Source organism: Plebeiibacterium marinum (assembly GCF_026013615.1).
In the GTDB taxonomy this organism is placed as follows: Bacteria; Bacteroidota; Bacteroidia; order Bacteroidales; family Marinilabiliaceae; genus Saccharicrinis; species Saccharicrinis marinus_A.
In genome coordinates, this window is sequence record NZ_JAPDPI010000012.1 from 1 (window position 1) to 25,444 (window position 25,444).

Here is a 25,444-nt window from a genome sequence, read left to right on the forward strand (position 1 = left end):
TTTTTATAAGTGTTAGATTATGAGATACTTAATAAAATCAACTCAAGTTAGGTAAAGATCTTATTTTAAGCATCTTGCAAATAAGTCTCTTATCTAAAATCTAAAATCTAACGATCTGTTATATATAAAACTCTTTATTAATGATATAATTCTAAAGATTAAACACTTACATAAACTTAATGAATTTGTGACCCGGAGAAAAGAAACTCAAAGCTCATATCTTTATTAAAACTAAAAAACTAATCTTCATGAGTTCGAAATTTATTTAAAAAAATATTAGCATATCTTTTCCCTAATTCACGCTGCCCTTCTGAGTTAAAATGCAGTTTATCTCCCCTGTCTGCTAAATCATTTGAATTTACAGCAACAGCGTACTTATCCTTCCTTGCATAACGCTGTATCCGGGCATTCATCTTTTTCCAGTTTTTAGGATCTTTTGAATAATTCCCCAACTTTCCCATTACAATCGGTAATTCTTTGTTCCCCGCCATTGTCCTGAATTGAGTAAATAAACTATCTAAATGTTCCTTACGTTTTTTTATTCTATCCGCTTTTATATCAGATTCACCCTGATGCCAGAGAACACCTTTAATTTCTCCATATTTTTGAGCAATTTCTACCTTTTCTTTAAAATTAGACAAAAGGGGGACACCCCGATGGGGAGCATCTGAAAGCCACTTTAAAATGGAACTTCCTCCTACTGCCGTTGGTACCATTAAAATGCTAATACTATCCGGTATATATGCCAATAATTCCCTGGCAAACGACATCCCACAATCTAAACCGGTCATTTTTGGTTCATAAAAATGCAAGGGTTCTTTGGCTAATATAACCTCGTTCGCCATATTTATGGTTAAAATACGGTTATCCGGGATAGTATCTCCAGGTTCTACAAAGCCTCTTCCTGCCATATTCGATTGTCCGGCCATCATAAACACCCAAACATTGTCTTTATCAGGAATCGTAACTGGCTTTAATTCTTCTTGAGGAAAATTTGCTTGCCTGTTTTGCGACCATGATACTGAAGAGATCGAAACAAAAATAAAAAAAATGATAATATTATTTTTATACATAACTAACTTTAAATATGTTTTAAAATTCAGGCCCTGGAATAAAGTACGGATAAAGTTGTGCAACAATATTAAGGCTTTTCATCATACATTTTCATATCATTCAAAGACAGTTGATGTCATATTTTGACCTTGTGCCATAATATACATTCTTTTTGATTAATATTGGAGTATACTATCGTAGTGAATAATAGTTGAACAGATCACTTATCAAACATAAATTTCAAGGTGAAAAAACTAAAACAATACACATTAGTTGTCCTTATATTTTTGGCTCTGGGTACAAATCTACTTTCAAACAGCCTTTTTTTTGAGAAAATAGAAGGCTTGCCTAATATGCCCAATACACCCATACATGGTATTGTCAAAGATTCTATTGGTTATATATGGTTTGGAACGGAAAACGGGTTATATCGTTTTAATGGATTGGATTTTGAATTATATATAAACTTAAAAAATGACTCAACCACAATACCAGAAAACCGTATCCGCAATATTATTCTGGATAAAGAAGAACAACTCTGGGTTTTAGATTTTAATAACCTATACACTAAATATAATTATTCATCCAACAATTTTATAAGAATTCCAGGCAGCCATGTAAACAACGCTGTAAAAGAAAAACTCAATAGCAGATCCTTCAAACTTAATTATGACAAGGTGATAAAAGACCATAGATTTTATTTATCGAATCACCATTTTTCATCTATAAATATTAAAACTCAAAAGGCCCATACCTATTTTTCTAATTATAAAAAACCAGGATGTTTAACAGAGGATTACATAACCTCTTTTTACATAGATAATCAGGATTTTATATGGATAGGCACCAGGGAAGGATCTATTTACAAAGTAGACTCTAAAAGAAAGCCCTTCGACTACAACCTGAATTTTAAAGCTCAAAATAAAAACACCTTTGAAACCTCTGTTAGAGCCATTCTTAAAACAGATGAAGAATTATGGCTTGCCTCAAACCATAGTGGCATTTCGGTTTATAGAGATGGTGAATTACAATTGAAGCATCCTTACTACAACTCTAATAACAAACAAAGACAAGTAAGAGTATTAACCAAAGACCATTATGGCAATATATGGATTGGAGGAGTTGATGGGCTGGGAATGTTTGACAATAAGAACCAAATAAAAGTCCCTGTTATTAATAAAGAAACAAAACCGGAATTTAACAGATGGTCGGTATACTGTTTGGCGGAGTCTGATTCTGGTTTTATTTGGGCGGGGGTGTTTAATAAACTAGTAAGGATAAATGTCCAAACCCACGAAACAACATATATATATCTGACGGAATTAATTGGAGAACATAGCATCACAGCAATACACCAGGATAGGAAAGGAAATATCTGGTTAGGGACAGAAGGCAGTGGCTTAATACGGCTAAAACGAAATGCTGAGGGTGAAATCAAAGATACCGTGATATTATCAGATGATGTGGTAATAGGAAACAGAATTTACGCCTTATATGAGGATAAACAGGGAACCATCTGGGTAGGGACATCTGAAGGCGTAAGTGCAATAAATCCAAATAATTTAAGCCACAAAGGGATATATTCCCTGAACCAAAATAAACCTTGTTATATTAGTTCAATCACAGGCGACAATGCCGGAAACATTTGGGTTACACATAAAGAAGGCTTATTTAAAATTGAGTTGAAGAATAATTTTACAACGCATTATAATCTGGGGACTCATGCTAACGATTGGGTATTTTTAAACGGAGCATCTTTTAACGACAAGGATAGCATACTTTATTTTGGAGCCAGAGAAGGGTATGTTAAATTTCAACCAAACAATATCCGGAAAGACAACCTGGCACCCAAATTATTTCTTTCTTCATTATCAGTTGCCGGAATTAAAATTGAACCACAAACACTTATTGATGGAAACGCGATTCTGGAGCATGCCCTTTTTAAAACCAAAAACATACGATTATCCAATAAAAACAGGAATTTCTCATTGGAAATGATTGCTTTTTATTACCAAAATCCTAATGGTGTAAAATACTATTATCAGCTCGATGGGATTGATGATAGCTGGCAAGAAACAAAGGAAAACAAAGTTGCATATAAAAAAATCCCCCCTGGAAATTACGTTTTTAAAGCAAAGGCTTTATCACCAGACGGCATTTGGTCTGATGAAAAACAACTGAAAATATTCGTTTCATCGCCTTGGTATGCTACAACACATGCTATAATTATATATATAGTACTGGTGCTTTCTGTATTATACTTAATATATTTTGAACTAAAAGCTCGTGAGAAATTAAAAAACAAGATTTTGCTAGAACGCTTAAACGCTGAGAAAAACGAAGAAATAAACACAGAGAAGTTAGAATTTTTCACCAATGTGTCACATGAATTAAGAACCCCTCTTACATTAATCACAGATCCGGTAAAGCAACTAAAATCTACGGATATAAGTCTCGACAAAAAACGTCTGTATATTGACATTATAGACAGAAATGTGACCCATCTTACATCATTAATTAATCAGATTTTAGATTTTAGAAAAACAGAGGCCGGTAAAATAAAGCTTAATTACGAAATAAAGGATGGTATAAAAATCATATATGAAACCATGAAAACCTTTGATGCCATGGCTAACCAAAGGCAAATTGAACTCAATTTTTCAACCAACTTCTTAACTTTTATAGGATTATTTGATGAAGATAAATTAAAAAAAATAGTCTTAAACATCATTTCAAATTCGTTTAAATACACACCCGATAAAGGAATTGTCAATGTAGATGTAACTATCAACCAAGAGGAAACACAGTTGAAAATCAAAATATCGGATAATGGGGTTGGCATAAGTAAAAATAAACTAAATAAAGTTTTTGATCCATTTAATAGTATAGGCACCAAACCTTTTCAGGGATCAACCTCAGGCATGGGGCTTGCCCTTACTAAAAAATGGATAGAACAATTAAATGGCAAAATTGACATTACAAGCCAACACAAAAAGGGAACCGCTGTAACTATTACACTACCCGTAAGGGGGCAAAACGACCAAATAGGAAAAGAAGTTGATGAGCTTGTTGATGAAAATATGGTTGGTGGAGAATACATAGATGCCATTGATGATTCAAAAACTGTTATTCTAATTGTTGAGGACAACCAGGATATCCTTTCTTACCTGAACCAGGAATTAAAAAAAGACAATTCCATACTTATGGCAAACAACGGACTTGAGGGACTGGATTTAGCATTTAAACATATTCCTGACATTATAATAACCGATGTAATGATGCCGGAAATGGATGGCATAGAGATGTGTTCAAAAATAAAAAACGATGAAAAAACTTCTCATATACCTGTAATTATGCTGACTGCAAAAACATCAAGCAACTCACAGGTGGAAGGATTAAAAACAGGTGCAGATGTTTATATCCCTAAACCTTTTAATATTGAAGTTATTAAAGCACAAGTAGAAAGCATCATTCAGAACCGGAAACGATTACAAGAAAAGCTCGCCGGAAGAAAATTTGCTTCTCAATTAAAAGAATCCATAAATCCTATTGACAGCGCCTTTTTAAACAAAGCAAATAAAGCTATTGAAGAAAACCTTGGCAAACCGGGTTTTAAACAAGAGGATCTGGCCCGGTTATTAAGAATAAGTACGCGACAATTATCCCGAAAGGTAAAGGCAACAACCGGAAATACGGTTCATGAATACATTACCAAAGTAAGGATGGAAAAGGCATCTGATCTGTTACTCAATTCAAATTTAAATATTACAGAAATAGCTTTTGAATTAGGGTTCTCTGAACAATCAAACTTTTCCAGATCTTTCTCAAAATATTTTGGATGCAGTCCATCAAAATACAAGGAGCAGCCTGTTTGAAACCTATTTACAATACAAACACAACACTACTGATTTACAATGCATTCGCAATACAGATCAGTTATACAGTAATAATATGATATATTTACTTGTCGTAAATTGATACAAGTTGTCTCAATTAGACATTCCTCATCCCCAAGATATTGGGTTACTTTACAATGAATAAAATTCAAATATTCACTGTACGATAAAACACTAAGGGAATTTAAATAATGAATCAGATGAGAACAACAAAGTCAACAGTTTTAATTTTATCTTTTGTGCTCTTTATGATGGGCATTGGTATAAATAGTTGTTATGCCAAACGAACGAAGTATAATTTCAACCATGGTTGGAAATTACATGTAGGAGATCAGGAAGGGGCAGAGAAAATTGGTTTTGATGACAACAGCTGGAAGCAAGTTACATTACCATATGCATGGAACCAGGATGAAGCTTTTAAGAAAGATATTGTTGACCTGTCCACCTCCATTGTTTGGTATCGCAAAACATTTCAATTACCTGAAACCAACAATCACGACAAGGTGTTTGTTGAATTTGAAGGTGTTCGACAAATGGGTGAAGTATATATCAATGGAAAATACATAGGTTTTCATGAAAACGGAGTGATGGCTTTTGGGTTTGACTTAACACCATTTTTAAGCCCTTATCCTGAAAAAAATGTGATTGCGGTAAAAACCGATAACGATTGGAAATACAAAGAACGTCATACCGGAAGTGGTTTTCAATGGAATGATAAAAACTTTAATGCCAATTACGGAGGTATCCCCAAAAATGTATTTTTACATACTACATCAAATGTTTATCAAACATTACCGTTATATACCTCTCTGGGAACAACTGGCACTTACGTATATGCAACCGATTTTGATATAAAAGCTAAAAAAGCAGTTGTAAATATTGACACCCAGGTAAAAAACGAATCTGAATCGATGGTTGATGTACAGCTAAATATCAAAATTGAAGATTTGGATGGTAATATTGTGAAAACTTTTACCGGAGATGTGTATAGCCTGTCACCTAATGGAATGCGTGAAATTCATGCTGCAGATACGGTAACAAATTTAAACTTTTGGAGCTGGGGATATGGTTATCTGTATAATGTATATTCTGAACTTAAAATTGATGGGAAAGTTGTTGACCAGGTTAAAGTTCGTACCGGATTCCGAAAAACAAAATTTGCCAACGGTATGATCTATCTTAATGATCGGGTTATCATGATGAAAGGTTATGCGCAAAGAACGAGTAATGAGTGGCCATCTGTGGGTATGTCTGTTCCTGCTTGGTTAAGTGATTATGGCAACAGTTTGATTACTGAAGGTAATGGAAATATGGTGCGTTGGATGCATGTTACACCATGGAAACAAGATGTAGAGTCGTTTGACAGGATGGGACTGATTCATGCCATGCCTGCCGGGGATGCAGAAAAAGACGTTACAGGAAGGCGCTGGGAACAAAGAAAAGAGCTGATGCGCGATGCCATTATCTACAATAGAAACAACCCCAGCATCCTGTTTTATGAGTGTGGAAATGAAAGCATCTCAGAAGAGCATATGGCAGAAATGAAAGCGATCCGAAACAAATATGATCCTTATGGAGGTAAAGCCATAGGCAGCAGGGAAATGCTGGATAGCAAAGTTGCAGAATATGGGGGTGAAATGCTTTATATCAATAAAAGTGCCGACATTCCTTTTTGGGCCATGGAATATAGCCGTGATGAGGGTTCCCGGAAATATTGGGACGATTTTACAGCTCCTTATCACAAAAATGGAGAAGGTGGAACTTTTGGTACTAATGTAAATGGCAGTAAAATCAAAGACGCTTCCCCATACAACCACAACCAGGATTCTCATGCCATAGAAGATGTTGTACGTTGGTACGATTACTGGGAAATGCGCCCGGGTACAGGAAAAAGGGTGAGTTCTGGTGGTGCCAACATTATTTTTAGTGATACCAACACACACTACCGTGGAGAGCAAAATTTTAGAAGAAGTGGAGAGGTTGATGCCATGCGCATACCCAAAGATAATTACTGGGCTCATAAAGTAATTTGGGATGGTTGGGTTGATACAGATACTGTTAGGGCCCATATATTAGGTCATTGGAATTATGAAAACAACGTAACCAAGGATATTATTGTTGTATCCACAGCTAATAAAGTGGAGTTGTTTAGAAATGGTAAAAGCCTTGGGAAAGGCCAACAGAGCCACAGGTTCCTATTTACCTTTAAGAATGTGAAATTTGAGAAAGGTACTTTAAAAGCCATAGGTTACAATGCTGAAGGCAAACCAGTTTGTGAGGACATAAATAAAACCGTAGGTGAACCATATTCTCTAAAGCTTACTTCAATCCAAAACCTCAATGGCATGGTGGCCGATGGCCAGGATTTAGCTATTGTTCAGGTTGAAGTGGTTGATGAATCAGGAAATCGCTGTCCAACAGCCTTAAACATGATCAATTTTGAGGTAAAAGGAGCTGGAGAATTTGTGGGTGGTATAGCCCATGGAAAAGATAATTATGTTGGAAATAAGCAATTACCTGTTGAATGTGGCGTAAACAGGATTTTTGTCCGCTCAATTGCCAATAAGGCAGGCAAAATTAGCATTCTGGCCACGTCAGATAATCTTAAAAAAGATAAAATCACAATTGAAACCAAGGGAACAGATACAAGGGCTCTTTCTGGAGTAATGCCAGATGATAACTTGCCATCTTACCTAAAAATGGGACCTACTCCCCAAACTCCTTCTTATGAAATATCCAGAATCCCTTTAAAAATAATTTCAGCAAACGCTTCCTCTAACCAGGATTCTGTTGAGTTATCATACGACGATAATGAATTTACAGAATGGCATAATGATGGGCACTTAAATACCGGGGTTATTGAATATGAACTGGAAAGAGAAGCAAACATTAATCAGGTGGTTGCAAAACTTAAGGGATGGCGAAGAAAAAGTTACCCCATAAGTATTTTTGTAGACAACAAGAAAGTGTTTGAAGGCCAATCTCCCCGCAGCCTTGGATATGTAACTTTTAACTTTAAGCCAACAAAAGGGAAAAAAGTTCGCATTGCTTTAACCGGAGCTGCTACCGATGATGATGCTTTTAACATTGTAGAAATAACCGGAAAAGTTGATCTGGCCGGCGTTGAAAAGGAAGGCTCCAAAGGGGGCAGTTTAAATATTTTAGAAATTGAGTTTTATGAACCCGTAGGAATGTAGCCTCCTGTATACATTCATTGAATTATAAAGCATTTGACTTTTAGGAGTCAAATGCTTTTTTGTTTTACAGATATTATTTACTTTCGTTTGAAACCTTAACTATTACAACATATAAACTCATCATTACATTTATATAAATCCTCAATTCTAAAAAAACTAACACAAACAAACCATGAAAAAGTATTTTTTATTTTTAGGCTTATCCTGTCTTATTTGTACCCTTGGCATTGCCCAAAACAACACCATTCATCGTCCCCAATATGAAACCAGTAACACATCATTATTTGAGATTGACAAAATAGAATTAAAGGATGATACTACCATATTGTATTGCGATGTGTACAACAGAGTTGGAATGTGGGTAAGGATTAGCTCCAACAGTTATTTAAAAGGACACTCGGGTCAGGTATATAAATTGCTATATTCGGAAGGCTTTGAACTGGACAAAGAGGTACCCATGCCCCCCTCCGGGAATATTAGTTTTAAACTATTCATGGAGCCTTTAGGTGTAAATGAAAATACCTTTGATTTTATGGAAGGTGAATATGAAAATGCCTTTAAAGTTTTTGGGATAAAAACATTTAAACCTCAAGCCTGTGATGCTCCTATACACTGCAAATTACAAGGAGAAGTGATAGGCCGCCCCCATAGTAGCCGTTTAGTACTCACCAAAGAACGGGGTGATGAGCGCATTTCAGCAATATATATTCCTATCCGGGATGGGAAATTTGAATACACCTTAAACTGCCAACATATAGAATCTTACGACTTAACTTTTTTTGATGAAATGCTAAACGGGGCATGGAGACCCATAAAATTCTTCTCCGACTCTGATTCTATTTCGTTTAAACTGTTTCCTGGTGAGGAGTTCAACAAAAACATAGTTATTGGAGGAACAACTAACAAGGAATACAGTACGCACTTGTCAAAAGCCGACTCAATATTTAATATTCAACAGGTACAACAGCAGTTTGACAGTTTAATGAAGGCAGGGAAATACAATTCTCCTGAATGTATTGAATTACAAAATGAAATCAACTTGGCAAACGACCGTAAACAAAAGGATAGCTTAGGCATATTATTATCACAAATGTATAATAACGGAGAAGCCTATACCCGGGAAGCAAACGAATTGATTTCTCATTCACAAAAACTAAGTCAACAAATTAAAGATTATGACACGGATTATATCAAAAACAATTCATCAATAATGGCCTATAGTTTATTGGTTAACAAAATACAAGAAGCCCTTGATAATCCGCAAGAAGATCTTAATGACTATATAGATTCATATAACATTTATGCAAAAAAATACCCCAAACACCCATATACCCAAAAGCTGTACAATATAGTTGAGAGCTATACTTCCATTAAAGTTGGAGGTTCGTTTATAGATGTTTCTGCTAAAGACTTCGATGGCAATCCTGTTGTTCTGTCTGAACAAATCAAAGGCAAAGTAGCTTTAGTAGACATGTGGGCCTCATGGTGCGGTCCGTGCCGGAAAAATGCCATAAGCATGATTCCTGTATATGAATCGTATAAAGACAAAGGGTTTACGGTTGTAGGTATTGCCAGGGAAAGGGAAATATCATCAGGAATTAACGCTGCTAAAAAAGATAAATACCCCTGGTTAAATCTAATTGAATTAAACGATTCCGGTAAAATTTGGGAAAAATATGGACTTGGAAATTCAGGAGGAAGCTCATTTTTAATAGATAAAGATGGAACTATCCTGGCAATTCACCCCAGTGCGGATGAACTGAAGAAAATACTTGATGGGCTGTTGAAATAGACGGAATATAAAACGCTTCACAATATTTCTCCATCTAAAAACATAAATCAGATTCGTTTTATAATTACGAAGAGGGTATCAAAACGACACCCTCTTTTCTTTTATTGCATTAACCCACTCGATAAAAACGCAACATACGCAATCCCTCCTTATTACCTGCTATTATCCTTTTGTGTTATTTCATTTAACAACCAGGATTCCAATCAAAAATACACACCTTGTCGCTTTTTGAATACTATTGTCCATTTATGATAGGTTTTATAAAATGACTCTCTATAGTTTTACTACAAAGCAAAGAACATAGTATATAAGACTGATTAATAAAGTGAATTTATGCAGAAAACTGCATATAATAAGTTTAAATCCATTTGTTAATTTATGTTACTTTTTGATAATTTATATTTATATTGAAGATCCGTTTTTTCAATTTACTCGGTCCTAAGTCTATGAAGAACTAAAAAAAACCACTAACAACAGCATATTGTTAAACATTAATCTATTATTTATGAAAAAGAACATTAGTTTTTCCGGATGTAATATCTCTGCAAAAAAGAGAGCATCCGGGATAATGAAATTTATGGCATTGCTTTTTGTCATATCCATGTGTAGCATTGTATCTGCAGCCTCTGAAAAAGGCTCATTAAAAACAGACGGCAGTAGCACCACTACTCAAGAATCTAAAGAAGTAAGGGGAATTGTAACTGATGAATCGGGAGAAGCGATACCCGGAGTAAATGTAATCATCAAAGGCACAACAGAAGGTACAATTACTGACATTAACGGAGAATACCTATTATCGAACGTTCCCAACGATGCCGTTTTGCTTTTTTCTTTTGTAGGAATGGAATCACAGGAAGTCGTAGTTGGAGGGAAAAGCATTCTGAATATTATCCTAAAAAGCAGTGCTATAGGTCTTGACGAAATAGTAGCTATTGGTTACGGAACAGCAAACAGAAAAGAAGTAACAGGATCAATTGCCTCGGTTAAATCGGATAATTTTGCAGATGCCCTGCCTATGGCTCCTGATCAGATTTTACAAGGAAAAGTAGCAGGGGTAAACATTGTACAGGCGAGTGGGTCACCTGGAGCTGCGTCTACAGTAAGAATCAGGGGTAGCAGTTCTATTTCTGCAGGTAATGATCCATTATATGTTGTAGATGGAGTACCCATGCAGTTTGGAAGTGCCAACAACAGCGTTAGTTTAGGAGCATCAGGAGGCACAACTCCCCTATCCAGTGATGTGTCAAATCCTTTAAACATCATCAACCCAAGCGATATTGAGAGTATTGATATTTTAAAGGATGCCTCGGCCACAGCTATATATGGATCCCGGGGTGCAAACGGGGTTATCATTATTACTACAAAAAACAAAGGAAGATCAAACGAATTTGTGTCATACGATGGCTTTATGGGAATATCCTATGTTCCAGAAAACCTTCCGTTTTTATCGGCCAGCGAATACCGAAAATTTGCAGAAGACAACGATTTGGCCTACCCCGATGAAGGTGCCAATACAAACTGGCAAGACCAAATATTCAGGACCGCAATCACCCAAAACCACAACCTTTCGATGGCCGGTGGGTCAGAAAACTCCAACTTCAGGGCCTCGTTTGGATACAGTGATGAAGAAGGTGTGATACTGTCATCCGGATTAACTAAATATACAAGTAGGCTGAATGGGATGCATAAAGCATTAGAGGGCAAGCTTCAAATTGATATAAACATGTCATATTCCCATATTGATGAAGACAAAACGCCAATATCATCTTCAATTGGAAATGAAGGAGGTAATATTTTAAAGGACGGGTTACGATGGGCACCTACCCTACCTGTATATAACGAAGATGGATCTTATTATCAAATTGGAGAATTACGTATCAACCCTGTATCCTGGGTTGAGGTGCTGGATGAAACAAAAACCGATGTTTTCTTAGGTAATATTAGTTTTGGTTATGATATTTTCGATTTCTTAAAATATAATTTAGACCTGGGAGTATCCAATGAATATACCAATCGCTATACTTGTATACCAGATACACATCCTGCCGGAGAAACTGAAGGAGGTAGGGCTTCTATCAGTAAATTCCAGAATTCATCAGTAATTGCTGAAACCAATTTTACGTTTGATAAAGATATATCAGACCACAGTCACATTACTGCTTTAGTAGGGTACTCTTACCAAAGGTTCCAAAACGAAAATACCTATACCCAGGCCAACCAGTTTGTATCTACAGTTACTAAATGGAACTTAATGCAATCGGGTACCATATTGGCAAACACATCTTTTAAAGAAGCCAACAGGCTGGCATCATATTATGGTAGGATTAACTATAAATTGAAAAACAAATACCTGTTAACTTTTACTCTACGACGGGACGGCTCCAGCAAGTTTGGAGGAAACAATAAGTGGGGTACTTTTCCCTCAGCTGCTTTAGCCTGGAATATTGCTGACGAAGAATTCCTGACCGGCACACAGGTAAGCAACTTAAAGCTACGCCTGGGTTTAGGGGTAACCGGTAACCAGGAAATTCCAAACTACCTGTACATGGAACAATTGGGTATAACAGGATCAAGCACCTATTATTTAAACGGATCTGCAGTTCCTGCCGTATTACCAACTAACTATGCCAACGAAGATTTGCAGTGGGAAGAAACCAAGCAGACCAATATCGGTGTTGACTTTGGCTTTTTTGCTGAAAGAATTTCCGGTTCTATTGACTATTACAGCAAAAGAACAACTGACCTGCTGCTAAGTTTTTCAACAGCTGCACCATCTGTTGTTTCAACCCAATGGGCCAATGTTGGTGAAGTTACCAATAAAGGTATTGAAGTGAATTTAAGTGGCGTGGTAGTGGATGGTTCCGATTTTACATGGAGAACAAACATCAACTTTGCCACCAATAAAAACAATGTTGAGTCGCTTTCAAATGAAACGTTCAAGCGTGATGAAATCAGAACAACAAACGGATCTGGTGTAGTAGCCAACAACAACAACATTAAAATCATTATTCCAGGAGAACCTTTGGGTACATTTATTGGCCGGAAATTTACAGGTCTCGACGAAAACGGTATGGAAACCTATTTAGATGGAGATGGAGATGGTACTGCTGATGAAGTAGTGATAGGCCATGTGGATCCTGATTTTACTTTTGGTTTCAATAACAATTTTAAATATAAAAACTTTGATGCTGCTATCAACATCAGGGGCGTTGTTGGAAACGATATATATAACAATACCGAAGCAGAATTTTCATATCCTTCCACTGCTCCTGGTGTTAATGTTTTACGTTCTGCTTTAACCTCAGGTACCAGCATGGATCAAACTTCTGAGTTTTCTTCGCGATGGATACAGGATGGAAGTTACCTGCGTGTGGATAATGTAAGCATTGGGTACACTATTGATGTATCAAAAATTGACTTTATTAAAAAAGCCAGGGTATATGTATCTGGCAAAAACTTACTAGTGATTACAAACTATTCCGGATTTGATCCTGAAGTAAACACCAGGTCTTCAGGTATTGACTATCTGTCATATCCAAGACCAAGAACTTTTATGGTTGGAGCAAGTCTTTCTTTCTAATGAATCATAAATAGTAAGAGCTTAATAAATAATGTAATTTAAAATATAAGTCAATGAAACGAGCCATGAGAAAATTTTCTCTCACAGGAAAAACATTATAGGCGAGTTCCCCGTCTGTACAAACGGACAGGCATCGAATACCTTTGGAAATAAAAATTATAATGAGATGAAAAAAATAGATATAAAAATCAATAACATATTAATAGGAGGATTGACTTTTTTCCTATTAATGATGTCGGGCTGTAGCCTTGAAGAAGACACCTATTCGATATACACACCTGATACATTTTATTCAAACGAAGAACAGGTGCTATCCTCTATGTCGGGCATATACAGAAACTTTACAGATATTGCCAGAATGGGTACCCAATACAGGTGTATGGAGTTATCGGGCGACCAGGTGGTTGTTCATGGAAAAATTCAGGGATGGTGGCAAAATGCCAGTTTCGAAAGTCTGATGCAGCATACCTGGGATGATGGCCATGCGTACATAAGAAGCACTTATGATTTCTTTTTTAACATTGTTGGTCAGGCCAATGCTTTAATTGCCTCATTAGAATCTTCTGGCCTGGATGATAAAGTAACCGGTCCCATTGCTGAATTAGTAACATTAAGAGCTTATTCTTATTTCTATCTAATGGACCTCTTTGGCAACGTACCCATCTTTACCGAAGAAAAAGTGGATCCGTTAAACCTGCCTGAACAAAATACAAGAAAACAGGTTTACGATTTTGTAATAGCTGAAATAGAAAGGGCAATCCCTGACTTGCCGGCAAAATCAGAAACTCCGGATAGCTATTACGGACGAATCACTAAAGAAGCTGCCTACGGCATATTGGCTGTTGTATATTTAAATGCAGAAGTATATACAGGAACTGCAGATTGGGATAATGTAATTAAATACACCGATTTGGTTATTAATTCAGGTTCATATAAGTTGTTGGATGATTACTTTGACAACTTTGTATACAACAATGAAAACAATGAAGAATTTATATTTGGTGGTGTATATACCCCGGACATTACCGGAGGTTTAGGCCATCCATTGGTTCAAAAAGTTTTACCTGGTATTTCTGGCGGACTGTTTGATTTGCCTTATACCCCTCAAAATGGTTTTGCCACCAGGCCATCAGCATACAACATTTATGAAGATGGAGATATAAGGAGAGATATGTTCCTGTATTATGGAGAATTAAAAGATCCAAGAAATGGAAATACGGTTATGGTTGAGGAACTAGTACCTGATGGTAATTCTGTTTTGTATGTTGAAGGAAAATCAACAAAAGGGCCTGTTCCATATGAAATTATTCCGGCTACCGGCATCCGTAACCAACCCATGAATGCAGGTATCAAATGGATAAAGTGGGGTATTGATCCCAATACTCAAGGTGGAAATGCCGGAAACGACATTGCCTACATCCGCTATGCCGACATTTTACTTATGAAAGCGGAGGCTTATGCAAGGAAAAATGATTTCTCATCAGCCTTACCTCTAATCAATACTGTAAGAAGAAGGAGTAATGCCGATGATATGGAATCCGTTACTCTTGAAGATGTTTTTGAGGAAAGGAGCAGGGAATTGGCATTTGAAATGCACCGCAGAAGGGATTTAATACGCTTTAACAAGTTTACTGATGCATGGGAATTTAAAGAAGTATCAGAGTCGTTCAGAAACTTATTCCCAATACCGAATACAGCATTGGATGCCAATGATAAATTAAAACAAAACGAGGGATATTAAGAGGGATTTAAGTTAGATAAAAGCCTGTTGGGAAACTTCAATTGTTTCTCAACAGGCTTTTTTTGATTAAATAAATATTCTAATTTACTTGCTCTTATTCTTTTTAGGCTTTAACTCATCGGGTGTGCCCACGGTATAAAGGTTTACTTTTTGTCGCTCTTTCTTTTCAAACAGTTCCAATACTGTTTCCGGTTTAACCTCATCTTTAGGATTAAATTCCGATGAGTTCATATATTTTGCAATGCTTTGGCGCAATTGAGCTGATGCCGGGCCATTATCCGGATCCAGATTTAAGGTTGATACAACCAACTTCCCTTTTCCTACCCTTACTTCAAACAACTGAGCGAGGCGACGGTTTAAAAACCAGGTATCAATAGGCTGAACCAAGGGTTTTAGCTGTGTTGGGAAACTATCAACGCACATAATTTGGCGGCCATTTAAAATTTCCCACCACTGATAATTCGTATGATAAGATGTTGGAAATTCGGAAAATACAGGATGATCTTCTTTTACCAGAATCCCTGTGGTATGCGGTGGTCGCATTTTAAACCATGAGGTATTCCAGAATACAGGCGTAAAATTGGCCACAACATCTTTTCCATTCTCAACTTTACCCGAGGCATCTAAAAATACCTTTCCGCCCTCTTTTAATTTATCCAGGGCCTTTTTATCAAGGTTGGTGGTGTAGTAAACCTCATCTTCAGATATAGGCGCTTGCCTGGATGGATATACCCAAAAATCCCAGCTATTAGTATAGTTAGCAACAGAAATTTCCAACTTGCATTGAACGGCCTTTTTTATTTCTGTCAATAAAAATTCTATTTCTCCTATACTATTCAACATTCCTGTTTTAATATCTGATGCCTGCAATTTGTCTGAAACCAGCGTATCTCCTTTTATTGTTGTAATGCAATATGATGGTTGTATATTATCAAGATCTGCTGGCCCATAATGGGAAACAGAAACCGGACATTTTAAACTTTCCTGGTTTGTATAAACAAATTTACTTAATTCGGCCAAAGGAACTGTTTGATTGCAGAACCGGCTAATTGCTTCTTTGGTTATATAATCCTTTTCTTCCCAAAACACATTTAACAACCCAATAATTGCCGATCCCTGGCCGGGGAAATCATTTAATCCCAAAAGCTGAAATCCATCCAGGGTGGTTGTTCGTAGCTGGGCCTCTATTTCCGCCTTATAACAAAGAGCCTGCAGTTTTCCTGAAGCCATTAAAAAGTCATGGCCCTGATCGCCCATATGCTTTTCTTCCAGCAGTTCCCTGAACATTTCAAAATTCCCGGCTTTGTATACCCCTGTATATTTTTCTATTTCAGAAAAGTCGGGGAACACACAATATTGCCCCATTTCATGGGTAATGTACGGACGGGATTCATCTGCAATCCTTTCTTCGTAATTAAAAATGGCATTAGGTTGTTTCTTAAACGGTAAACCTCGCGGAACCGAGCGTACAATAAACTGACTCTCCGGGTTTACACTCCAGCTTTTACCAATACAGGCTGCAGTATATATTCTTCTGGGGTCTTTAGTTTTCCACTCCACCAAACTTTTATCTAAAAACGGAACATAGTTTCCATACGGCTCATTGCAATATGCCCACAGCACAAATGAAGGATGGTTTCCATATGCCTTGATAATCCGTTCTGTTTCATTTAATACATACTGGTCTGTTGGTCGCCCGCCGCCTAAAGAAGTGCCATGATTTGGCCAACTTGCCGCCTCGGGTTGTAAGTAAATACCCAGCTTGTCTGCCGCATTAAAGGCAGCCTCGGGGGGACAATGGGAGTGGAACCGGATATGGTTTAACCCACTTTTTTTGCACACCTCAAAAATCCTTGCCCAACTCTCTTCATCTGTGGCTGGATATCCTGTTAACGGGAAGGTATTGCATTCCAGAGTACCCCGCATAAATACGGCCCTACCGTTAATTATTATCTTACCCTCTTTAATGGCCACTTCACGCATACCAAACACCTCCTTCTTTTCATCCAGGACTTTACCACCATCTTTAACAAGCACTTTCATTTGATAAAAATCAGGATTGAATTCATCCCATAATTTCATATCATCACCCATGGCATAGGCAATTTCTATCTTTTCAGTGCCTTTGTTCAACTGCAGTTTTTCACTTAACAAAGGTAAGGACGTGGATTCTCCGGAAACAAGCCGGACCTGCAAAACAACATCTGCCTCCACTACCGATTCCGATATGTTTTTCAGGCTAATAACCGTATGTACCATTTTGTTTTTCACATCAGGATACAGCTGAATATCTTCAACATAAACTTTTGAACCGGATTGAATGTACATATCCCCTACTATTCCATTCCAGTTTCCTTGTGTATGGTCTGAAACGGAATGAGAATCCGGCCCAACGTTTATCGAATCCGTCCTGTTATCAACGCAAATTGTAATGTAATTTGTGCCCGGTTTTGCCACATCGGTTATATTAAATTCATGAGGGGTGGAAAGACTGTTTTGATACCCTACTGGCTCATCATTTACCCAAACACGGGTTTGCCAATGGGGCCTTTCTAAATGGAGAACAACCCTTTTCCCATCCCAGTCTGACGGGATGTTTACCTCTTTACGATACCAGGCTGCACCTTTATAATATTTATTGGGAGTTAGCCAAAAAGGGAATTTTACATCACCTTCTTTTCTAAACTTATCATAGCCTGGATTAAAATAAAAGGAGCTATCATAAATAGTTCCTGTCCATGGCGTTTTTAAACCGGGGGTATCGCCTTTGCCATTGTCTTTCATGGAACCCGGCAAAACAACATTTTCAGGTAACGATTGTGAGTACCACTTCTCCTTTTGGCCTGTATCTGATGGATCGGCAGCAAATTGCCAATTACCCGACAAATCGATTCGTGAAGAAGTTTTATGATTACAAGACACCAAAAATACGGCAATACAAAAGGCAATAAATGATAGTTTCATATACACTATTTTATTAATATCAGGATTTAAGTAGTCTCTGCAAGAAAACTCCTGTTTTATAGAGCCCCCACCACTCACCCCCGTCCTCCCGAATACAAGTTCGGGACAGGCTCTGAAGAGGAAATCTCTCGCTCTGGGTGGGTTAGGAATCTCCCTTCAGGTACTTAATCATGATAGTTGATGTTTACACAATTCTACAAATTCAAAAATAGGATTATCCCTGTAGCTATAAAATGCAAAATCATATGAAATGATGGACTATATTATTAATTCATACTTCTATACTCACTAGGCGAAACACCAACGCTCTTTTTAAACATGCGGGTAAAATGCTGGGGGTATTTAAATCCTAGCTCATAGGCAACTTCGCTCACTGATTTTGTTTCGTCAAGCACCCGGTCTTTGGCAATATTCATCACTTTTAAATGGATGTACTCCAAAGCTGACTTGCCTGTTTCTTTTTTTACTAAATCGCCAAAATAGTTAGCCGATAGATGAAGCGCTTCGGCAAAGTACGATACCGATGGCAATCCTATGGTTTGAGGTTTTTCTGTTTCAAAATAATTATTCAGCTCCCTGTCGAACTGCTCTATAGAACCTTGATTCAGGTGTTCACGCGTAATAAACTGCCTGTCGTAAAACCGGATACAATAATCAAGGAACAACTGAATATTGTTTACAATCAGCTTTTTGCTGTGCTTATCAATAGGCTGGGCAATTTCATATGATATTTTGTCAAAACACTCTAAAACCATTCTCCGCTCGCGCTCTGAAATATGCAAAGCTTCGTTAATATCGTATGAAAAAAAGGTATATTCCGAAATGTGTCTTCCCAAACTTGTTCCATGTATTAAATCCGGATGAAATATTAATGCCCATCCCTTCCTTGTTGTCACTTCAGGGTTTCTGATTAATTCCAATAATTGTCCGGGAGAAATAAACACCAAACTTCCTTCTTCGTAATCGTATTTATTACGTCCATACCTAAGCTCACCGCAGTTTACCTCTTTAAGAAAAACAGCATAAACACCATAATAAAAATGGGTATGTTCAGAGAATTCTGAATCAACCTTTGAAAAATCAATAATACTAACCAAAGGATGTAAAGTTTCCACACCATTTATTTTATTATAATCCGCAACTTTTTCAATTCTGTATATATTTTTCATCGTTTATGTTTTTAGTATCAAAATATAAGTATCAAGTATCAAGATTAGTAGCGAGCGATTAAGCTAAAGCGAAGCGTCCTAAAGGCGTAGCCGTCCTATCAGCTATAAGCTATCAGCCATAACCTAATACAAATATACGCTCTTAATAAGTAGAAAAACAGCCTTTTAAACCGAATCAGTAATAATGGTATGTAAACCTGTAATTTGTATAATAACTGAGTAACGAAAGTGTAAGATATTTGTATCGGTAAAATTTGTAAAAGATATTTCGTTATGACAAAGAGTTTAATTGCGTACTATTCCCGCAAAGGTCAAAATTACGTTAATGGAAATATTGTTGACCTGCCGGTTGGCAACACAGAAGTAATTGCACAAAAAATTCAGTCGCTAACGGGTTCTGACCTATTTAAAATAGACACCATAAAAGAATATCCTGTTGATTATATGGAAACCACTCGGGTAGCTAAAGAGGAGCTCAATGCAAATGCCCGACCTGAATTAATTAACACTGTAGAAAATATGGATGAATACGATGTGGTTTATCTGGGCTATCCAAACTGGTGGGGCACTTTTCCCATGGCTGTATTTACATTTTTACAGTCGTACGATTTGTCAGGTAAAACCATTATTCCGTTTTGCACCCACGAGGGAAGCGGCATGGGAGGTTTAAGCGATATTAAACTATTATGCCCTACTGCAAAACTTGATAACGGCATTGCCATAAAGGGAAGCAGTGTTCATGGGGCCGACAAAGTGGTTAAAAACTGGATTTCGAAACTTTCCTATTAACTAAATTAATTTAATGATAGAAGATATTAAAGCAATAAATAAAAATGATCCGGCAGCAGGAGGTATATTATTTTTACTCTATCCGGGATTTTGGGCAATAACCGTGCACCGGTATATCTCACACCCGCTATATTGGATGGGCAACAAAATCAGGAATCCTTTTCATAAAGGTATATTCAGTTTTTTTGCTTTGCTGTTTGCTCAATTATCCCGTTTTATAACTCAAATAGAAATACATCCCGGGGCAAAAATTGGCAAAGGATTGTTTATAGACCATGGCAACGGGGTGGTGATTGGCGAAACTGCTGTAATTGGAGACAATTGTGTGATTTTTCATGGTGTTACCATTGGGGGAACAGGAAACCATACAGGCAAACGGCATCCAACTATCGGAAACAAGGTGTTTATTGGCACAGGAGCTACAATTCTGGGGCCCGTTACAATAGCTGACAATGTAAAAATTGGAGCGCAGAGTGTAATTGTAATGCATAATGTTCCTGCCAATGCAACGGTAATAGGATCTCCTGCCAGGATTGTAAAACTTAATGGCATTAAAACAGATCTTCCTTTAAAAAGAACTGACTATAAAAAAGACGAGAAAAAAATAACAATGCAGGTTTGGAAAAAAACATATCCTGCTTATAAATGTTGTAATGGATAAAACACCCCAATCGCTCATCCCGGCTCTTTAATACTTTTTATTTACATATTTGTTGTATGAAGTTATTGTGTCAGAAGGTTGAAAACCTGAACTGTACATCATGGAAATCAGCTCCCCGTCTGTCACCGGACAGGTCCTCCTTTAAAAGGAGGAGTACCTCGACGCAGGAGAGGGGAGGTGGTTTTATACCTATGTTATTTGAATTTAAAAAATGGAAATATAAGTATTTAAAACCACCTCCCGGTTCGTACCTCACCGTACTCCTCCTTTGTAAGGAGGAGAGCCAATTTACAGCTTGTAAGCACTATTAAACAATCAATAATAATACATGAAACGAACATGTAAATTTTAATCTTAAAAATTACACACAGGGAAATGATTAAAATTTCCTGAGAGTTCCATGTGGTAAATGAAAGAAAATAATATACACATGAAAGATAGTATCAAAATAATCATATTAGCCATCATCTGTTTTGTATTGGGAACTTCAGAGTTTGTTATTGTTGGCGTATTGGATAAAATAGCATCCAGTGCCCATATATCAATAGCCCAGGCAGGACAGCTAATCTCGGTATTTGCCATTACGGCAGCCGTAGGAACACCCATTGCCATCTTCTTTTTAAAAAATGTTCATCAGCGAAAAATTCTAATCCTGTCGCTTGCCATAATTTTAATTGCCTGTGTCATGATGTTTTTATCGTTAAACTATCAAATATTGCTTTTGGCAAGAATTATTATGGCCCTTGGAGTAGGGGTTTTCAATGTATATTGTTTTACAGTAGCCACCAGTCTGGCGCCGGCAAATAAACGAGCCAGTGCAATAGCTACCGTTACTGTAGGATATAATGCGGCATTAATTGTGGGCTTACCTATTGGAAGAATGGTAACTTCAATATGGGGATGGCAATCTATTTTTGCGTTTACAGCCGTATTTTGTTTATTGGCAATACCTGTTATTTACAAACAAATACCTGCAGCGTTTAATAAATCAGCCTCCGGTAATACCAATCAGTTTTCCATATTGTTAAAACCCAAAATCATATTAAATATTTTGGTATCGTTTTTCTGGATTCTGGGATATGCCATGCTTTATTCCTACATCACCCCATTCCTGACAAGCACAACTGCAATGAACGAAAACATTTTGAGCATTGCTTTATTTGCCTTTGGCGTGGCAACACTTATCGGAAATAAATCAGGCGGGTATTTTGGCGATAAAATTGGCAATTCAAAAACAACACTTTACAGCATGGTATTTCATGTAACTTCGTTGGTATTGTTGTCCGTTTTTACCGATGCCATATACTTTACCATATTTATTTTAATGCTTTGGGCTGTTTCTGCCTGGGCTGTTGGTCCTATACTCCGATTCAATGTGTTAGACCTGAGTCCGGAAGCCCCCCAGTTTATATTAAGCCTGTATAATTCGGTTATACAGCTGGGTTTTGCAACGGGTGCAGCCCTGGGCGGTGCTGAATTTGAGCACTTCTCCCCTATTATACTTAGCTGGACGGCAGCAGCCATGGTTTTTATTGCATTGATTTTTACCCTGGTAAATATTTACAGTTCATCCTTACGAACAATCTTGATTAGGAAGTAGTAACAATTAGTTATTGGCTGTTGGTTATTGGTTATTAGCCAATTCGTATTAAATGATAATTATTACATTTTCCAAAATTATGATTGCCATTCAATCAACAATCTAGCATCTCCGTTAGGCAGAAATTATAAATCAACAAATTAGGAAATAAAAATATGAAAACACGAAAATTAGGAAATCAGGGCTTAGAAGTTTCTGCGCTGGGTTTGGGTTGTATGGGACTCAGCTTTGGCTATGGACCGGCAACAGATACAAAAGAAGCCATTAAATTAATCAGGAAAGCCTACGAACTGGGCATAACCTTTTTTGATACAGCAGAAATATATGGCCCGTACATCAACGAAAGAGTAGTTGGCGAAGCTCTGGCACCTTTCAGAGACGAGGTTGTTATTGCCACCAAATTCGGATTTGATTATGCCGATGGTAAGGCTGTAGGACTGAACAGCAAACCTGCCCATATCAGGGAAGCTGTTGATGGTTGCTTACAACGGTTAAAAATAGATACGATTGACTTGCTTTACCAGCACAGAATTGACCCGGAAGTACCCATTGAAGATGTGGCCGGTACGGTTAAGGATTTGATTAAAGTAGGGAAAGTAAAATATTTTGGTATGTCAGAAGCTGGTGCTACCAATATCAGAAAGGCCCATGCCGTGCAACCTGTTTCTGCATTACAGAGTGAATATTCGTTATGGTGGCGCGAACCGGAAACAAAAACTTTTGCCACGCTCGAAGAACTGGGTATTGGCTTTGTCCCTTTCAGTCCGTTAGGCAAAGGGTTCCTTACCGGTAAAATGGATGAGAAAACAAGTTTTGATGCTACGGATTTCAGAAATGGGATTCCCCGTTTTTCTGTTGAAAACATGAAAGCCAACATGGCCTTGGTGGAGCTGATCAAAGAAATTGCCCAACAAAAGGAAGCTACCCCGGCACAAATTGCCTTGGCCTGGATTCATGCACAAAAACCCTGGATTGTACCTATTCCGGGAACAACAAAACTACACCGACTGGAAGAAAACGCTGGTGCAGATACAATAGAATTAAACAAGAACGATTTAGCAATGATCGAAACCATTCTTGCAAAGGTTAAAATCACCGGACATCGCTATCCGGAAAGCAGCGAAAAGATGGTGGACAAGGACTAAAACTGAAAATTTTGATTTTATACATTAATTGCATAGAAGACCATAGAAATCGCCTTTAGAAATAAATATATTTTGAAGTCGAGATTCCGACATCAGCAACGTAACTTGGGACCCACTTTTCTTTAATTTTGAAAAGACAGAAAGCTGTTTGAACGCAGTGAGTTCTTTCTGTCTCAAAATAAAGAAAATAGTGGGTAAGTGAGTGATGTCGTCGGCGGACTTTTTTGTTTACTTTTTTTGACTGCAGAAAAAAAGTAAAAGCCATTGCGGCTTGAGCAAATAAATGTTTTCTTGATATAAAAAGAGTGTTTTTTCTTAAAAGCGATTTCCCTGCATACAAAGCACATTTCTTCACAATCCGTAAAAATGGTATGCACTCCTGTAATCTGTATAACAATCAATAGCTTGTTTTTAAAGACCTTTGTATTATGAAATTTTAAATATTCAAAATCAGTATTTAATGGAAAATTTTAATTTTTATGTTCCAACAACCGTTCATTTCGGGAAAGGACAAATAGAAAATTTAGCTTCTTCAATCAAACAATTTGGTGGAAGCAAAGTGATGTTGGCGTATGGTGGTGGAAGTATTAAAAAAAATGGCATTTACGATACTGTCACCTCAGAATTAAAAAAAGCAGATATACCTTTTGTTGATTGCGATGGCATAAAACCCAATCCCCCGGTGGCCGACGTAAGAAAAGGAATTCAGATTTACCGTGATAATTCATGTGATTTTATTTTGGCCGTAGGTGGAGGTTCTACTATTGATGCAGCAAAAGCAATGGCTGCCGGAGTATGTTACGATGGTGATGTGATGGACTTAATGGCTGATGGCAAAGGCGAAATAACAGCTGCGGCTCCTTTAGCATCGGTACTAACCATGGCCGGAACAGGAAGTGAATTGGATCTGGGTGGCGTAATTACAGGTGAAGTAAACCACAAGAAGCACACCATTATGCATCCACTCCTGTATCCAAAATTCTCTATCCTTGATCCAACATTTTCTTTCTCAGTACCAGAGAAACATTCTATGGCCGGATCGTTTGATGCCCTGGATCATTTACTGGAATGCTATTTTATTGCCGGTAGTGAATCTACTGATGTGCAAAATATGATGAATGAAGGTTTGATGCGTTCTATCATTAAAAACGCTCCTAAGGTGCTGGCTAATCCTGAAGATTATGATGCCCGTGCTAACATTATGTGGGCAAGCTCCATGGCATTGGCAAGTTTTCAGTTTGCAGTAGGCAAAAAAGGTTCTAACTGGCCTATGCATGCCATGGGTCACGAATTATCGAGCTTATACGATATGACTCATGGTGTAACTTTGGCATTAATAGCACCTTCTTACTTGGCTTATACCCTTGAAAAAGCACCAGAATACACCTGGTTGTTTGCAAACTTTGCACGTAATGTATTTGGTGTAGTACAAGGTGATGATGCGTTGGCTGCAAAAGAAGGTATTGCAAAGGTGAAAGAATTTGCCGATACCATCAATATGCCTAAAAACCTGAAAGAAGCTGGTGTAGAAGAAGGTAAACTGGAATACCTGGCTGAAAAGGCAACCGAATGGGGAAATATTGGTGCATTATGCCCAATAGAAAAAGAAGATGCGCTTGAAATTTACAAAAGGGCATTTCTATAATTAAAGCACAAATTATTGCTTTAATTGCCTGAATACCTAACAACCAGAGTTCGATATAAAATTTCAACCGAACTCTGGTCTATATGTTGTATCCGTTCATTATTACATTTTCGGCTTATTGTTTAGGGGAAAAAATAATATTAGATGTTTTAATTGATTCGGATACAACAATTATAATTTTTTATTGCTTTATCCCTAAGATTTTATTAAAC

13 protein-coding genes are annotated in these 25,444 nt (G+C 37.2%); 10 read left to right on the forward strand and 3 right to left on the reverse strand.

Going from position 1 to position 25,444, the window contains the following annotated elements; all coding sequences use genetic code 11:
• Positions 1-239: 239 nt before the first annotated feature.
• Positions 240-1,073: a sialate O-acetylesterase gene (locus OM074_RS07560; protein WP_301198852.1), complete on the reverse strand. Its 834-nt coding sequence runs from the start codon at positions 1,071-1,073 to the stop codon at positions 240-242.
• 225 nt (positions 1,074-1,298) lie between these two features.
• Here OM074_RS07560 and OM074_RS07565 point away from each other — a divergent pair, with 225 nt between their 5' ends.
• From OM074_RS07565 to OM074_RS07585, 5 genes are all read left to right on the forward strand, one after another.
• Positions 1,299-4,928, forward strand: a complete 3,630-nt coding sequence (locus tag OM074_RS07565; RefSeq protein ID WP_301198853.1) for a hybrid sensor histidine kinase/response regulator transcription factor — start codon at positions 1,299-1,301, stop codon at positions 4,926-4,928.
• A gap of 221 nt (positions 4,929-5,149) precedes the next feature.
• On the forward strand, positions 5,150-8,146 hold the full coding sequence (locus OM074_RS07570; protein WP_301198854.1) for a glycoside hydrolase family 2 protein: 2,997 nt from the start codon (positions 5,150-5,152) through the stop codon (positions 8,144-8,146).
• A gap of 172 nt (positions 8,147-8,318) precedes the next feature.
• Positions 8,319-9,938, forward strand: a complete 1,620-nt coding sequence (locus OM074_RS07575; RefSeq protein WP_301198855.1) for a TlpA family protein disulfide reductase — start codon at positions 8,319-8,321, stop codon at positions 9,936-9,938.
• A 505-nt stretch (positions 9,939-10,443) separates the two neighbouring features.
• Positions 10,444-13,518 (forward strand): SusC/RagA family TonB-linked outer membrane protein, encoded by a 3,075-nt coding sequence (locus OM074_RS07580; protein ID WP_301198856.1) that lies wholly within the window; start codon positions 10,444-10,446, stop codon positions 13,516-13,518.
• 166 nt (positions 13,519-13,684) lie between these two features.
• Positions 13,685-15,259: a RagB/SusD family nutrient uptake outer membrane protein gene (locus OM074_RS07585; protein WP_301198857.1), complete on the forward strand. Its 1,575-nt coding sequence runs from the start codon at positions 13,685-13,687 to the stop codon at positions 15,257-15,259.
• Positions 15,260-15,343: 84 nt separating this feature from the next.
• Here the strand turns inward: OM074_RS07585 and OM074_RS07590 are convergent, their stop codons facing one another.
• Together OM074_RS07590 and OM074_RS07595 are read right to left on the reverse strand one after the other, a co-directional pair.
• The gene (locus tag OM074_RS07590; RefSeq protein ID WP_301198858.1) at positions 15,344-18,223 is read right to left on the reverse strand and encodes an exo-beta-1,4-galactosidase; all 2,880 of its coding nucleotides are present in this window, start codon (positions 18,221-18,223) and stop codon (positions 15,344-15,346) included.
• Between the two features lie 266 nt (positions 18,224-18,489).
• Positions 18,490-19,392, reverse strand: coding sequence for a helix-turn-helix domain-containing protein (locus tag OM074_RS07595; protein ID WP_301198859.1), 903 nt, complete (start codon positions 19,390-19,392; stop codon positions 18,490-18,492).
• Positions 19,393-19,665: 273 nt separating this feature from the next.
• Here OM074_RS07595 and OM074_RS07600 point away from each other — a divergent pair, with 273 nt between their 5' ends.
• From OM074_RS07600 to OM074_RS07620, 5 genes are all read left to right on the forward strand, one after another.
• Entirely contained in the window at positions 19,666-20,181 is a 516-nt protein-coding gene (locus OM074_RS07600) for a flavodoxin (RefSeq protein ID WP_301198860.1), read from the forward strand.
• A gap of 13 nt (positions 20,182-20,194) precedes the next feature.
• On the forward strand, positions 20,195-20,842 hold the full coding sequence (epsC, locus tag OM074_RS07605; protein WP_301198861.1) for a serine O-acetyltransferase EpsC: 648 nt from the start codon (positions 20,195-20,197) through the stop codon (positions 20,840-20,842).
• A gap of 430 nt (positions 20,843-21,272) precedes the next feature.
• Positions 21,273-22,442, forward strand: a complete 1,170-nt coding sequence (locus OM074_RS07610; protein ID WP_301198862.1) for an MFS transporter — start codon at positions 21,273-21,275, stop codon at positions 22,440-22,442.
• Between the two features lie 155 nt (positions 22,443-22,597).
• Positions 22,598-23,587, forward strand: coding sequence for an aldo/keto reductase (locus OM074_RS07615; protein ID WP_301198863.1), 990 nt, complete (start codon positions 22,598-22,600; stop codon positions 23,585-23,587).
• A gap of 460 nt (positions 23,588-24,047) precedes the next feature.
• A complete protein-coding gene (locus tag OM074_RS07620) occupies positions 24,048-25,232 on the forward strand; it encodes an iron-containing alcohol dehydrogenase (RefSeq protein ID WP_301198864.1) in 1,185 nt (394 codons plus the stop codon).
• Positions 25,233-25,444: the final 212 nt, after the last annotated feature.